This is a genomic window from Rhizobium sp. BK379 (assembly GCF_014193955.1).
Classification (GTDB): Bacteria; Pseudomonadota; Alphaproteobacteria; order Rhizobiales; family Rhizobiaceae; genus Rhizobium.
In genome coordinates this window covers 541,614-555,206 of sequence record NZ_JACIAD010000004.1, presented here as the reverse complement: position 1 = coordinate 555,206, position 13,593 = coordinate 541,614, and the positions used below count along the sequence as shown (strand labels likewise).

Annotated in this window: 15 protein-coding genes and 1 pseudogene; 10 read left to right on the top strand and 6 right to left on the bottom strand. The window is 58.1% G+C overall.

The genetic code is table 11. The features are described from left to right. Positions 1-78 precede the first annotated feature (78 nt). Positions 79-279, top strand: a complete 201-nt coding sequence (locus tag FHT93_RS21590; RefSeq protein WP_018115916.1) for a hypothetical protein — start codon at positions 79-81, stop codon at positions 277-279. A 782-nt stretch (positions 280-1,061) separates the two neighbouring features. Beyond that, positions 1,062-1,481 (top strand): DUF4112 domain-containing protein, encoded by a 420-nt coding sequence (locus FHT93_RS21585; protein ID WP_018115914.1) that lies wholly within the window; start codon positions 1,062-1,064, stop codon positions 1,479-1,481. A gap of 433 nt (positions 1,482-1,914) precedes the next feature. On the opposite strand, the gene FHT93_RS21580 is transcribed toward FHT93_RS21585, so the two are convergent. After that, positions 1,915-2,805 carry a LysR family transcriptional regulator gene (locus FHT93_RS21580; protein ID WP_183849370.1) on the bottom strand — a complete coding sequence of 297 codons (891 nt, stop codon included), beginning with the start codon at positions 2,803-2,805 and terminating at the stop codon, positions 1,915-1,917. Between the two features lie 120 nt (positions 2,806-2,925). On the opposite strand from FHT93_RS21580, the gene FHT93_RS21575 reads away from it, so the two are divergent. Then, positions 2,926-3,189, top strand: a complete 264-nt coding sequence (locus FHT93_RS21575) for a helix-turn-helix transcriptional regulator (protein WP_029616575.1) — start codon at positions 2,926-2,928, stop codon at positions 3,187-3,189. A gap of 102 nt (positions 3,190-3,291) precedes the next feature. On the opposite strand, the pseudogene FHT93_RS21570 reads toward FHT93_RS21575, so the two are convergent. Beyond that, positions 3,292-3,527, bottom strand: a pseudogene (locus FHT93_RS21570) (VOC family protein); the annotation flags it as partial. Positions 3,528-3,572: 45 nt separating this feature from the next. Next, positions 3,573-4,379, bottom strand: coding sequence for a helix-turn-helix transcriptional regulator (locus tag FHT93_RS21565; protein WP_183849368.1), 807 nt, complete (start codon positions 4,377-4,379; stop codon positions 3,573-3,575). A 432-nt stretch (positions 4,380-4,811) separates the two neighbouring features. Here FHT93_RS21565 and FHT93_RS21560 point away from each other — a divergent pair, with 432 nt between their 5' ends. Genes FHT93_RS21560 through FHT93_RS21550 form a run of 3 tightly spaced genes read left to right on the top strand, consistent with a single transcriptional unit; the run spans position 4,812 to position 7,920 of the window. Continuing rightward, positions 4,812-6,839: an FUSC family protein gene (locus FHT93_RS21560; protein WP_183849366.1), complete on the top strand. Its 2,028-nt coding sequence runs from the start codon at positions 4,812-4,814 to the stop codon at positions 6,837-6,839. After that, entirely contained in the window at positions 6,836-7,045 is a 210-nt protein-coding gene (locus FHT93_RS21555) for a DUF1656 domain-containing protein (RefSeq protein WP_018115907.1), read from the top strand. The genes FHT93_RS21560 and FHT93_RS21555 overlap by 4 nt, the downstream gene beginning before the upstream one ends. After that, positions 7,042-7,920, top strand: coding sequence for an HlyD family secretion protein (locus FHT93_RS21550; RefSeq protein WP_018115906.1), 879 nt, complete (start codon positions 7,042-7,044; stop codon positions 7,918-7,920). The genes FHT93_RS21555 and FHT93_RS21550 overlap by 4 nt, the downstream gene beginning before the upstream one ends. 277 nt (positions 7,921-8,197) lie before the next feature. On the opposite strand, the gene FHT93_RS21545 is transcribed toward FHT93_RS21550, so the two are convergent. Further along, positions 8,198-9,103 carry a LysR family transcriptional regulator gene (locus FHT93_RS21545; RefSeq protein ID WP_183849365.1) on the bottom strand — a complete coding sequence of 302 codons (906 nt, stop codon included), beginning with the start codon at positions 9,101-9,103 and terminating at the stop codon, positions 8,198-8,200. A 94-nt stretch (positions 9,104-9,197) separates the two neighbouring features. On the opposite strand from FHT93_RS21545, the gene FHT93_RS21540 reads away from it, so the two are divergent. Genes FHT93_RS21540 through FHT93_RS21525 form a run of 4 tightly spaced genes read left to right on the top strand, consistent with a single transcriptional unit; the run spans position 9,198 to position 12,108 of the window. Continuing rightward, positions 9,198-10,382 (top strand): MFS transporter, encoded by a 1,185-nt coding sequence (locus FHT93_RS21540; RefSeq protein ID WP_183849364.1) that lies wholly within the window; start codon positions 9,198-9,200, stop codon positions 10,380-10,382. A 29-nt stretch (positions 10,383-10,411) separates the two neighbouring features. Continuing rightward, complete coding sequence (locus tag FHT93_RS21535; RefSeq protein ID WP_018115903.1) at positions 10,412-11,158, top strand: SDR family oxidoreductase; 747 nt, start codon at positions 10,412-10,414, stop codon at positions 11,156-11,158. Between the two features lie 10 nt (positions 11,159-11,168). Then, the gene (locus tag FHT93_RS21530; RefSeq protein ID WP_018115902.1) at positions 11,169-11,630 is read left to right on the top strand and encodes a cyclophilin-like fold protein; all 462 of its coding nucleotides are present in this window, start codon (positions 11,169-11,171) and stop codon (positions 11,628-11,630) included. 40 nt (positions 11,631-11,670) lie between these two features. Beyond that, positions 11,671-12,108 carry a lipocalin-like domain-containing protein gene (locus FHT93_RS21525; RefSeq protein ID WP_018115901.1) on the top strand — a complete coding sequence of 146 codons (438 nt, stop codon included), beginning with the start codon at positions 11,671-11,673 and terminating at the stop codon, positions 12,106-12,108. 78 nt (positions 12,109-12,186) lie between these two features. On the opposite strand, the gene FHT93_RS36035 is transcribed toward FHT93_RS21525, so the two are convergent. Continuing rightward, positions 12,187-12,903, bottom strand: a complete 717-nt coding sequence (locus FHT93_RS36035) for a DUF1330 domain-containing protein (RefSeq protein ID WP_348649800.1) — start codon at positions 12,901-12,903, stop codon at positions 12,187-12,189. A 127-nt stretch (positions 12,904-13,030) separates the two neighbouring features. Then, positions 13,031-13,294, bottom strand: a complete 264-nt coding sequence (locus FHT93_RS35650; RefSeq protein ID WP_246781676.1) for a hypothetical protein — start codon at positions 13,292-13,294, stop codon at positions 13,031-13,033. Between the last annotated feature and the right edge of the window lie 299 nt (positions 13,295-13,593).

Below are 13,593 nucleotides of genomic sequence, written 5' to 3'. Positions count from 1 at the left end.
CAACCTTTTTCAGAGACCCAAGTTACCTGAGACAGTTTTTTGCAGCCGGTTCCCGATTGATCGACTAGGTTGATGACAATGGCACCAAAATCTGACCTGGAAAAGCTCGCGGAGCGAATAGCCGTAAACAGCGAGAAGATTGCCGCACTTAAAGAACAAAGGGCAACGATCCACCCGATTTCGGTGAAAGAACATGATCAGCAAATCGATCGGCTTGAGCGCTGGAACGCCCTACAGGAACGACTTTTGAGGCTGCTGCGAGAAGACTTCGACGACTGACTTTAAGAAGTTTCCGGCCTAGCGGATGTTGAGCTAACCGATTGCACAAATCTCCGCATGGTCAATCCTGCCTTGGTCCTGGCGGACGCCCGTCCTGATGCAGCGCTCCGAATGGTTCACGCGGGAACACGGACATCAGGTCGTGAGCGGACGTAATGTAATCTTCTTGCCCCGATTTGACCGAGGCGCTCTTGATACCTTTCTCAAGGCTAAATGTTCTGAAGAAGATACTCGGAAAAGTTCGGACACGACGATGCTGAAGATCGACGGCATTGGCGAGTGGGAACACCGCTACAGGTTCTGATTCAGCAATGACGCGTTGACGCCAAACAGGACACCGCCGCCGTCGTCAAACACTTCGGCGACCACTACTACTCGAAACGTTCGTCTCCTGGTGAACCTAGATGGTAGTTTTTTGCGTGAAACAGCTTGGCACCGGCCCATTGATACGGTGTGGGCCGCTCGTTGCTCCCGTTGACGCAAATAATGTCGCGCAATCTCCACCACTAGCCAGCCCATTAAACAGACTTTGCTGCAGCGCAGTCATGCTAAGGGCGTCGACAGGGCCAGGTTGCGTATTCCGCGTCGATGGCCCTCCTGTCCAACCTATGGAACAAAACGACAATCTGTTGGTTTGTGCCTGTTGAGGTCGCGTGCTGTGTCACCTGACGTGACCGAGATGACGAAGGCGATGAGTTTTCCGGATCCTCATCGCATAGTACCGCGCCGGGCAAAGGTGAGCAGGCGATCAGACGTCTGAGCAAGGTGATGAAAACGGCGGCATGACAGACGACCGAGCGCATAGCCAATACACGAATTTCCGCAACGTTGACCGTTTAATCCGCCTTCGCCGCATGCGCGGGTTGGCGCGGCTCATGGACACCGCGCTGCGCGTTCCCGGAACACGCTTTTCGTTTGGAGCAGATTCGATCATCGGGTTGGTCCCGGGTATTGGTGACTTCGCCGGGGCTGCGATCAGTCTCTACATCGTCAATGAGGCCCGGCGGCTTGGCGTGCCGAATGACAAGCTTTTTAGGATGCTGGTCAATATCGGTTTCGATGCGGCGGCCGGGAGCGTTCCGTTGGTCGGGGACCTGTTTGACGTCTACTTCAAATCCAACCGCCGTAATCTCGACCTCGTTTTGGATCACTTCGGTCTTGACCATTCCGATCTCGATCGCAAACGTCCGACAGGTGAGTGAACCGGCCTGTTCGGCCGGTACGCTCACTCAATATCCGTAGCGCCGATCAAGTTCATTGAGGACAGCCTGAACCTCATCGATGGAAACCGGCTCCGGTGCCACTGGCATATGGCGGAACGCCGGCTTCGAGTCGACCGCGTGGAAGTCCGAGGCCATGACGCCAGGATCGTCCTTTTGTCGTCTGCGGAAAGTGCAGGCGCTTTTACCACCTCGAGCGGCCGCTCAATCTCCACGCCCTGAAGGAGGATCTTCGGACCCAGCAGCGGCGCTGCTTGCAGCCTGCCGCAACATCTCGTGCATACCGGCCTCCTTAGCGAACGTGCGGATCTTTGTCATGCCAGCGGCGGGAGGCGGCATGAAGACCCGCCCGAGCCACGAAACCTTGGCCGCGCCAATGATATCGTGGTCGGGCGACGGTATACCGGCACACCCCTCACCTACCCGGCCGCACGAGAGACCGCGCAATATCGATGATGTCGTCACGGCCGGCGGTTGGGTCTTCCCTGTTCCAGGCGACACCGAGCCCGATCTTGAAATCGACGCCCCTCACCTTCTTCAGCTCGAAGCCGCGGTTCGGCAGATCCTGCGTCCATTCGGGCACGAAGCCGATGCCAAGACCGGCTGAAACCAGCGACACCAGCGAGAAGGTGTCGTCGCAGGTGTAAGCGACATTGTCGGTCAGATCGTGCTCCTCGAACTTTTCTGCGAAATACCGTTCGCTGTAGGAGAGGTTCTGGCGGGAAAAGGAGATGATCTTCTCCGAGCGCAGATCCTCGAGATCGATCTCGCTCTTTAAGGACAGCGGGCTCTCCTTGGCCACTGCCAGCAGATAGCGCTCATGGGCAATCGAGAAGAAGCGAAGCGAGCCGATATTCTCCACCGGCCGGATGAAGCCGAGATTGATACGACCTGCCTCGATATGGCGGATGATGTCATCGGTAGTGCCGCTTTCGATATGCATGCGGATATCGGGATACTTCCTGCCGATGCGCGACAGGAAGGAGGGCAGCACGCCGATCGTGGCCGGATAGACCGTGCCGATCGCAATCTTGCGGGTCGTCTTGCCGGCGATTGAGCGGACGATCTCCTTCGACAGTTCCAGCTCGCTGATCATCCTGACCGAGCGCTCGTAGAAGGAGGCCCCTGCCCGCGTCAGTTCCACCCGCCTGGTCGTTCGCAGCAACAGCTGCACGCCGAGTTCCTTCTCGAGCGCCAGGATCGCATCCGACAGGCCGGACTGGGTGATGTTCACCTTGACTGCCGCACGACCGAAATGCAGCTCCTCGGCCACCGCGACGAAGTAGGATAGTTGGCGTAGTTCCATCGAATTCACCCACCCTGCCAAAGCAGATCGTGTTCATAACGGCGCGACAACGCAGCCGATGTGATAATATGTCGGTTATATCCCATGGATTAATGCAATGCAAGATGGTGGCCATGCGTCATGGACACTCGAGCGCGCATAGCCTGGAATCTGCGAAATCTCCGCTCATTGCGGAAGATTACGCAGGAGAATCTTGCCGTTGACGCTCAGGTAGACAGGACTGTTATTAGCGACTTGGAGAGAGGGAAGCACAACGCTTCAGTTGATCTGCTGGACCGACTGGCCGTTGCGTTATCTGCGGACATCTCGGTCTTCTTTTCCGAGCCCGAGACAGAGGCGAAACCGAAGCCGATGAGAGCGGGAAGAAAGCCCAAACAGAACTGAAGTATGAAGTTCTTAAGTGTCGCCGCCTTGAGCGGACATGAACCGGCGTGCCCCTCTTCGGCCATACGATCGTCGCCCGTGCGAGGTACCAGCGGCATGTCACGCTAGAACATGATCGCGGCTCACCGCCGTGATACCGATCGTCCCACCGTTGGAAGCTGTCGGTGGCTTACCGTCGATCGGTTCGTGATCATCAGTCGACCGCCCTCGTGGAGGTAGATCAGGCGGCCCCTCGCATCCATCTCGCCGGGCTTGCCTCCCAAGGCAGCGAATGTGGCATCGTAGAAGGTTCCGGCGCTCTCTAGGTCGTTGCTGCCGATCATGACATGGGTGAACATGCTTCTTCTCCAATGGGATGCTTCTGTAACGGCGTCCCCTGACGTTTAACGCTGGAACTTCCGTAAATATTGCGCCGGCGATGTGCCGAGTGCTTTTTTGAACATCGTAATGAACGCAGAAACAGATTCATACCCGAGGTTGCCCGAAACCTGCTGGACCGTCGCCCCGCCCGTAAGGCTTCGGATTGCAATGATCAATTGCAACTGCTGCCGCCAACGGCCGAAGGTCAAGCCGGTTTCTTGCTGAACGAGACGCGCAAGGGAGTTCTCGCTCATTGCCACCCGCTGTGCCCATTGTGCCATAGTACTGCGGTCGGATGGATCCTCCACCATCGCCGACGCGATACGATTTAATCTCCCCTCGGTTGTTAGCGGTAAATGCAGATCCTCCACCGGCATCTGTGACAAAGCCGACAGAAGCAGTTTCGTCATCGTCTCCGTATAAGCACCTGCGACCGTAGATTGGTCAGCCATCTCAATGATGAGCTCTCTGACAAGCGGGGAAAGCGAAAGCGTGCAGCATCGATTCGGCAGATCGGCGGCGCCCGGCTCGATAAAGAGAAAGAACAAACGCGCATTAGCGGTCGCCACGTTGCTGTGCAGCATGCCGCCGGGAACCCATACGCCGCACTGCGGTGGGACTATCCACACGCCGCTCGGAACACGACATGTCACCCCGCCCCGCGACGCCATGACGAGCTGCCCTTTTCTATGCCGGTGCTCGGGCGCTTCGCGTTCATTTTGCGAAACGTCGATCCTTACCGCATGCGCTCGTGCGCTCGATTGTTCAGGATCCTCCTCAACGAAAGCGTCAGAAAGGGATAACCGCAACTGGTGGGATTTAGTCATCATTTGAGGATATATCTAAATTCCCCTCGGTGCTTTGTCGATAGAATCTTCCGGAAGAATTCGGAGAATGTCGATGGCAATTAGCGAAACTGACTCCCCTTGGTGGTCTGAAATCTTCCAGACGGAATTCCACCAGCCTCAGAAGCGCTATCGAAGCAATTGCATCTCGCCTCCACTATTTTCGCGCATCGGGCACCGTCGCGTAACCAGTGTGCGAAGGATCACTAAAGCCTTTCTTGTGAGGGCCGGCGGGTTCTTTGCCCCCCAGCCGCTTCCCGCTTCGTCGTTTCCGTGCGTCGATTCACTCGAAGCTTATATGCATGCTTGCATGGCGGCGACGTTCTTCTGCTACGTTTCGCCTGCACTCTACGGCCTCACCGACACCGCGGATGAGCAAGGCGCTTCGCGAAGGAATCACTCGTCCGGGGAGGACTCATGAGCGCTCGACCGGTTGTCACCACCGGGAACGTGCTCTTTTCGTTGAAGACATTCCTGGCGGCCATGCTCGCCTATTTCATCGCCATCAGGTTCGACTTGCCACGACCATTTTGGGCCGTCGCCACCGTTTACATTGTTGCTCATCCGCTGTCCGGCGCGATCTCTTCGAAATCGGTTTACCGACTGCTGGGGACGCTGATCGGTGGAACCGCGACAATTATTCTGGTTCCGAACCTCGTGAACGAACCGATCCTGCTGTCAGTAGCGATCATCGCCTGGGTGTCGGGATGCACGTTCATCAGCCTCCTCGATCGCACGCCACGCAGCTATGTTTCACTCTTGGCCGGCTACACCGTGCTTCTTGCAGGGTTGCCACTGGTCACGGCGCCGGTGAATACGTTCGACACGGTCGTCGCCCGCGTCGAGGAGATCGGCCTTGCGATCCTGTGCGCTTCGATCGTCAGCCACGTCGTTCTTCCAGTCCATGTCGGAACAACCCTGCTGGGGCGGATTGATGCCTGGATGGCAAGGGCGCAAGCGCTCCTTGCGGCAACAGCAACTGCCGAGCAGGATGAAGCCCAAGGCAGAGCGGAACGATATGCCTTGGCGGCGGACGCGGTCGACCTGCGGTCGTTCACGACCCACCTTCAATATGACGGATCGAGATATCGACATGCCGTTTCGCTGGTAAGATCGCTACAGCACCAGATGGTATCCTTCCTTCCTTTGTTGAGCGAACTGGAAGATCTTCGACGAGCACTCGCCAGGCTTAACACCTCCAGCGCGCAGCAGGTCATGTCGGCGATCGCGGCGCTCGGATCGTCTTCAACAAGCGCCTCCGGGAATTTAACGACCAAAACTGATGCGCCTGCCTCTTTCGAATCGCCACGGTCATGGGAAAGTCTGCTTCTTGCCAATGTTGCGCGGAACCTGCGGGATGTTGTTGAGGTTTCTCGCGCGTGTCACTCCCTTCGGGAGGCATTGAAGAAAGAAAACGCAGTAAGAGCCGCTCGCGGCATTTCGTCTCCTGATCATATTCCCGCACCGCATCGTGACATCGGCATGGCATCGCTATCGGCGCTGACGGTCGCAATCTGCCTGGCAACCTCCATGTTCTTCTGGATTGCAAGCGGCTGGACCGACGGGATGACATTTGCGCAGATCTCGGGCGTCTTGTGCTGCCTTCTTGCGACCATGGACGATCCGGTGCCAGCCATGCGCAAGTTCGTCGACGTGACGATCGGCTCCGTCATCGCGGCGTTCGTCTATGGCTTCGCGATCCTTCCGATGATCGACGGTTTTGCGCCTCTTGTCGCCGCGCTCGGCCTGTTCTTGATCCCTGCAGGGATATGCCTTGCCGTACCTTCGCTCGCGATCGTCGGCATGGGGCTCTGCATAAATTTTCCGCTTCTTCTCACACTCCAGGCACACCAGAGCAGCGACTTCATGACGTTTGCAAACTCAGGTGCCGCGACCGTTGTTGCGATGATCTGGTCGACCGTTGTATGTGGAATCTTCCGATCTGTGACGGCTGAGACGAATGCCAAAAGGCTTTTGTCCGTGGCCCGGAGGCGTGTCCTCGGGATCGCGGCTGGCCAGCACACCGAAGCGCATGTCACGCGAAATCGCGTCATCGATGTTGCAGGCCTGTTCGGCGCCAGGATGGCGAAACTCCCTCTTCGCTCCGACGTCTCCTATGCCGACCTGATAAGGGACTTGCGGGCAGGGCTTCACCTGATAGCTTTGCAGGAGCGCAGGGATGAAGCGTCAAGACCTATTGGCGTCATGGCTGAAGCAATCTTCTGCGGGTTTCAGGTCTTGTATCGGCTTGCGCCCCCGAAGCGTGACGGCGCCGTGGCACATGTGATCGGACTGCTGGACGACCTCATCCTTTCCGCTGCTGACCTGGCGGCAACAGATGCCGACACCGAACTGCTGGTGCACGCGGCCGCCCTTCGTGTGTGCCTCGCCCCTCAGGCGGATCCCCCGGTTTTGACAACGCCCTCAGACAGGAATGCCGCATGACAGGACAATTCGACCTCTATGGGGTTTTCCTGCCATCGTTTTCGGCAATCGCACTGTGCGCGTACGGTCTCTTCCGCATCCTCACATCGGTTTTCGCAAAGCTCGGGCTTTATCAGGCAGTGTGGCATCGCTCCCTGTTCAATCTCGCACTCTACATCACCCTCCTTGGCGGACTTACCACCATTCTTAACTGGTTGCGGACATGAAGAACCTTACGATCACCTTGGGCAAGACCCTTTTGACCTTATCCATGACGGGCTGTGCGGCGGTTTTAAGCTGGCACTTGTGGGCTTTCTATATGGAGGCGCCGTGGACACGGGATGCTCATGTGCGCGCAGATATTGTCCGACTGGCACCGGATATTTCCGGCCCCGTCACAGAGATCATGGTTACGGACAATGCCAAGGTGGAGAAGGGAATGCCGCTGTTTCGGATCGAAAAAGACCGCTTTGAACTTGCGTTGCGCGAGGCCGAGGCTCAGGCGCAAAGTACGAAGGCTGCGGCGGAGCTAACCAGGATCGACTTCGAACGATATCAGTTGCTCGCCTCCAGAGAAGCGGCAAGCTTAAAAGAGCGGCAACATGCAGAAAGCCAGATGCACCAGGCAGACGCCGCGCATCAATCGGCGCTCGTCGCTCTTGATCTGGCGAAGCTGAACCTTGACCGGACAATCGTGAGGGCCCCCACCTCGGGTAAAATTACGAACTTCGCTCTACGTGCCGGCAACTATGTTTCCGCCGGAAATGCAGTTGGAGTGCTGGTAGAACGGAACGCGATCTACGTCGCCGCGTATTTTGAGGAAACAAAACTGCCACGGATCCACGTCGGCGATCGCGTGAAGATCAACCTCATGGGAGAGCCGCAATCAATTACCGGACGCGTCGCCGGTATCGCCGCCGGAATTGAAGACCGGGAGCGAAGCGATTCTGCGGGCTCGCTTGCAAGCGTGGCTCCGACATTCTCCTGGGTCCGTCTGGCCCAGAGAATTCCAGTGCGGATCGAGATCGATGATGTCTCGAAGTCTGCCACGCTTATTGCGGGGAGGACGGCGACCGTTTCTGTTGAACCGAAGGGCAACTAAGGTGACCCTCATCTTATGCTTTGGAACAGGTAGATCAGGATGATCGCGTCGCCTTCATCACTTTCTATCCTGCTAACGCTGGATTTGAGGGTCCCGTAGCGATGGTGCGTAAACCATGCCGGACTGAGGCACCTGCAACTATGGCTTCTATGACTGTTAGCCCTCAAAGCGAGGCCTTTAACCTTTCGCCTAGAACAGATACGAACCGACGTTCCACCAATACATAACTTACCGTCTCAAAACGCTTTTGCTGCGAGCGCACCGGAGCACGATTTTTTTAAAAGCCCGTGCCAAGGCGAAACCTGAATGCATCTACAAATGTCGAGAATGCCGGGGAGTGATTTCGTTTGTTGGGGTAATAGAGATGGTAGCCTTGGAAGGTCGGGCACCAGTCCTTGATGACCTCTCGCAAACGGCCCTCGTCGACATATCCGCGAATGAGATCGGTCGGTGCGTAAGCAATACCCATTCCGTCAAGAGCGGCATCGATTGCTGAGCCAATATTGCTATAAACCAGCTGGCCATCGACACGGACGCTGAACTCACGCCCGTCCTGCTGGAATTCCCAGGCGTAGAGGCCACCCGATGTAGGAAGCCGCAGGTTGACGCAATTGTGGGCCGTGAGATCCTGAGGGCTCTCCGGCACCGAATATCGATCGAAATATTCTGGCGACCCAACCACGGAATAGCTGACATCAGGACCAATACGGACCGCGACCATGTCTCGGGCGATCGCCTCGCCCAGCCGTACCCCGGCGTCGAACTGGCGCTCAACGATATTGGTGAACCCGTTGTCGACGATGAGTTCAACCTGAATAGCCGCGTATTCGCGCAGGAACGTCTTCAGCTTTTTTCGAAACACCAAATCGATGGCATCATCGGGACAGACGATCCGGACATGGCCAGAAGGCTTGTCACTGAGCGCCTTCAGCGCTGCAACCTCGGCATTGATCCCCTCGAAATGATGCTCGATACTCTGCACCAGCCTCTGCCCCATGGCGGTCGGTGCGACATCGCGGGTCGTGCGCGCCAGCAGACGCACACCGAGCCTCTCCTCCAGCGCTCGGATGGTGTGACTAAGCGCAGATCGCGTCACCCCAAGCTTGACTGCCGCGCGCGTAAAGCTGCGTTCTCTCGCCACCTCAAGAAAGGCCCGCATCTCGGAAAATTCATCTCGACGCATTGTTGAATCTCTCTCATCACGACATGCAGTTTATGCCGTCTAGTGACACGACTTCAACACCGTTATCTAGTCTCGCAACGAGAGCGAGTACGATATGACCGAACTGACCGTAGAAGATGGATTTAAGGGCCTGCACCAGAGGACGCCCTGGAGCGCCGTCACCTGCCTGTCGCTCCTGACATTCCTTCTGGTGAGCCTGGAATTCATGCCTGTCAGCCTTCTGACGCCGATTGCGCAGGACTTGTCGATCACGGAAGGTCAGGCAGGACTGGCAATCGCGGTCTCGGGCTTCTTTGCAGTCGTGACCAGCCTGTTCGGAAACAGGGTTCTGGGCCAACTGGACCGGAAAACGGTCGTCCTTTTCTACACGTCCATCCTGACGCTCTCCAGCCTCACGGTCGCCCTTGCCCCAAGCTACCTCACCTTCCTGGCAGGGAGAGCCATGGTGGGGATGGCGATCGGCGGCTTCTGGTCACTGTCGACCGCCATTCTTGCGCGTCTCGCATCCGGGCCCGATCTTCCCAGGGCGATTGCGCTGCTTCAGGGCGGAACGGCAATGGCAATCGTTGCCGCCGCACCGTTGGGCAGTTTTCTCGGCAGCCTCATTGGGTGGCGCAATACGTTTCTCGTCACTGTCCCTATCGGCCTCGCGGCGCTGGTATGGCAAAAGGCTGCCCTGCCGAACATGCCATCTGCCAAAGCTGCATCCGTTGGGACAATGTTCGGATTGCTCCGCAACCGCACCTTCGCGATCGGCATGGCGGCGACTGCGCTGACGTTCATCGGCATGAATTCGCTCTCGATCTACCTGAGGCCGTTCCTCGATCATGTGACCCGGCTCGATATCAACACACTGTCCATGGTTCTGCTCGGCCTGGGTGCGGGCGGACTGGCCGGACTGTTCGCGATCGGGTTTGTGCTCCGTCGACATCTCGGTGTCGCTCTTGTCGGCATGCCCGTCGTCCTTGCCGTCATCGCCCTCCTCCTGATTGCAGCCGGACCATTCCAGTGGCTGACGGCAGCCCTGCTTGTTCTCTGGGGTATCGTGTCAACACCGGTGCCTGTCGCCTGGAACACCTGGATGGCACGTATCATCCCGGACGATCTCGAAGCCGGCGGCGGCCTGCAGGTCGCCCTGATCCAGCTCGCCATAGCAGGCGGCGCGTCCGCAGGCGGCGTCCTGTTCGATACCGCCGGATGGTGGAGCGCCTTTGTCCTCTCCGCAATCCTGCTCGTCGGGTCGGCGGTTCTGGCCGCCCTCGCCCGGCCTCGCAACTGACTTCTCACACTCGAAGACTGGAGACCGTTATGTCACATGGAATCGAAGACAAGGTCGTCGTCATCACCGGGGCCAGCAGCGGCCTCGGCGAGGCAACCGCACGCCATCTCGCCGAGCGCGGCGCGACCGTGGTTATCGGAGCGCGGCGGGTCGACCGTATCAAGGCTTTGGCTGCAGAGCTTATTGCGACGGGCTCCGAGGTCGTCGCGGTAGAGACCGACGTGACCGACCGGGATCAGGTTAAGACACTCGTCGATACCGCTGTCGAACGGTTCGGACGGATTGACGTCCTGCTCAACAACGCCGGCATCATGCCGCTTGCGCCGCTTGAGCGTTTGAAAATCGACGAATGGGACCGCATGATCGACGTCAACATCAAGGGCGTGCTCTATGGTATCGCTGCGGCCCTCCCTCACATGAAGGGCCGGAAGTCAGGACACATCATCAATGTCTCCTCTGTTTACGGCCATGTCGTCGATCCGGGTGCGACGGTCTATTGCGCCACAAAACATGCCGTCCGCGCCTTATCCGAGGGCCTGCGCAAGGAGGTGAAGCCCTACAACGTCCGGACGACGATCATCTCACCCGGCGCGGTCAGCACCGAACTCCTCGATCATATCAGCGAAAAGGATATCCAGACGGGCACCAGAGATTTCGTCAGCAAGATCGCCATCGGACCAGGTACATTCGCCCGGAGCGTCGCGTTCGCCATCAGCGAGCCTGATGACGTCGATATCAATGAAATCCTCTTCCGGCCCACAGCGCAGCCGGTCTGACGGAACTGCCATGTCTCGTCCGATCAGCCGACGACAAGTCCTGGGCACCGCGCTGGCTGCCGCGGCAATTCCACGTGTCGCCATTGCACAGCAAGGACGCGACCCAAACAACCGGGAGCCGAGCGACGTACGCATCAGATTGACGTTCAATGGCTTGGTGCTGACAGCGACGCTTTACGACACCCCCTCAGCGCGCGACCTTGCGTCGATGCTTCCGCTTGACCTCAAGATCGAGGACTTCGGAGGCAACGAGAAGATCGTTCGCCTACCTCGCAAACTTACCGAGGAAGCGAGCGGCCCCTTCACCAACGAGAGGCCCGGCGACCTCTGCTACTTCAAGCCCTGGGGCAACCTGGCTCTTTTCTATGCGGACTATCGCTGGGACGGGCTGATCCGTCTCGGCCGGTTTGACAACAGTTTCGACGCGCTGCTGGTACGCGGCGAGTATCCCGTTCGTATCGAACGGATTTGACAGATCCTCTACCTCCGGCCACCCAACAAGGAATATTTCGATGAACCGTTTCAAGATCTTGGCTGCAGCAATGACGCTGGCGTTCACCTCCCCGGCGCTCGCCAGCGATGCAAAGTCTCCGATCATCGGCGCCTGGCGCATGACCGCACTGGAGGTCGGCGCTGCAGGCAATCTTCAGGCCATTCCATATTCAGCCCAGCTCGTGTTCACCCAAGGGGGCACCTTGTCGGTGCAGGCGATGAATCCAGATGCGAATGCCGCGGACACGCCCTACACCACGAAAGGATACGAGGCCTATTACGGCCCGGTTGAGATCGACGATGCCAAGAACATATTCGCGATCACCGTGGAGTCCTCTCTGGTCCGCGACCTGATCGGTCAGAGACTTGAGCGCAAGTTCGAGGTCACAGGTGACAAGCTGGTGATTTCCCCGGTCGATGCTGCAGAAGGTTGGCGCGTCAGCTACGACCGCTTCTGAAAGCTCGAGCCCTGCAGACGTTCTTCAGGAACCACCGTGTCTCGTCGACTGAATTGCCCCCCTGATGTGGCGGGCAATTCATATTGAAGTCCCGTAACCTTGCAGGCCTAGCTGACCCCGTCGATGATGAAGGAGCGATAGTCTGCGCCCCGACTGGTATTCGGGGCTGTCGTAGAAGGCGCGCGCGGCATCCATGGTCGGGAAGCTGGCCATGACGACACCTTCGGGAACGGCGCCCTCGAGGGCATCCAGAGCGCCGTAGGCGGCAAGCATGGTCGCTCCCGATTCACCGAGCAGTGGCGTCACCAGTTCGGCATAAATCTGCAGTTCAGCGGCGTTCCGACTGCGCTCCCGAATAAAGATCGCGTAAGCGGTCATAGCAAAATCTCCTTGAAAGTGAGCGAAATCGTCAGTTGCGAATAACGACCTTGCCGAAGACGTTTCGCTCCCAAGGCGGTCATAAGCTGAATGGGCATCCTCGAACGCAAAAACGCTTTCGATCACCGGACGGATCTGGTGCGCGGCGACGGCGCGATTCATCTCCTCCAGCTCGTTGCGATTGCCGACACTGATGATTTTGTAGATAGCTTGGCTGAAGAACAGCTTCATGATATCGATTGCTTCGCCCTCCATTCCTAGCGCGCCGACGATCGAGACCTGGCCGCCTTCGCGGATCGAGCGAACGGACTGGGCAATGGTTGCCGGTCCGCCGACGTCGACGATACGGTCGGCACCCAGGCCACCCGTCAGGTCACGCACCGGCTGGTGCCAGTCCGGGTTCTCGCGGTAGTTAATAAGCGCATCCGCACCGAGTGCCGGAGCTTCTCGAACTTGTCGCTGGACGACGTCGTGGCGATGACGCGCGCGCCGAGCGCCTTTGCGAACTGGATTGCGGAGATGGAAACGCCGCCCGTCCCCAGTGTTAGAACCGTATCACCAGGGCGACACCCGATACCGCCGACCATGCGGTCAGGGCAGCGCATGGCAGTGTCGAAGCTTCCGCGCTGATCAAAAGGTGTTCCGTCAACCAGCCATCCTGCTCCATCTGGTACTGCTCGCGGTGGGGTGGGATGCGCCCCCCGAACCAGTTCGTGAAGAAGCTGCTCATCACGCGATCGCCAACGGCAAACCGCTGGACCCCGTCGCCGACAGCTTCGATGATACCTGCCCCATCCGACAGTGGCACATGGTTCTCGACGTTCCAGATGAATCGTGTCCTTGTATTTCATCGTCTGCCGCCACCTGCCTGGAGCAATGCCTGTTCTGCGCTTAGCGTGGCAGACGGCCGCGGCCGACGGGGCTCGCAGAAGTTCTGGGAGCCCCTTTGATTTACGAAGAGTGCGGCGACCACGCCCGCGATATTTTGGCCTAATGGGCAGGGAGTTGTCAGCGAACCTGTCATAGATGCCGAAAGAAATTCTTTTCCGGCTTTCAAATTCATATGCCTGGACTCGCGTTCACCATCGATCGAATCTTGCTGACATA